At 73.0% G+C, this 222-nt stretch carries 1 protein-coding gene; it reads left to right on the top strand.

Annotation, left to right across the window (positions count from 1 at the left end):
- Nucleotides 1-222, top strand: a 222-nt coding sequence (locus SM757_RS35425) for a hypothetical protein (protein ID WP_322468931.1), incomplete at both ends; no start/stop codon positions are given.

Here is a 222-nt window from a genome sequence, read left to right as displayed (position 1 = left end):
AGCGGCAGCGTCAGCGCCGTGGACAAGGCCGACGTGCAGGTGGCCAGCAAGACGGCGGTGGCCACGGGTACCGCCACGGCGCAGGCCGCGGCCGTCTCGGGCCAGCCGTTCGATTGGCTGGTGGCGGTGCGCAACAACGGCCCGCAGGCGGCGCAGACGGTGCAATTCGCCGACACGCTGCCCGCAGGTATGGAGCTGGCCGGCACGCCGGTGTTCACGGTC

This window comes from Azohydromonas lata (assembly GCF_034427735.1).
Classification (GTDB): domain Bacteria; phylum Pseudomonadota; class Gammaproteobacteria; order Burkholderiales; family Burkholderiaceae_C; genus Azohydromonas; species Azohydromonas lata.
Note: the sequence above shows the minus strand (reverse complement) of the source record. Positions and strands in the feature narration are given on the sequence as shown.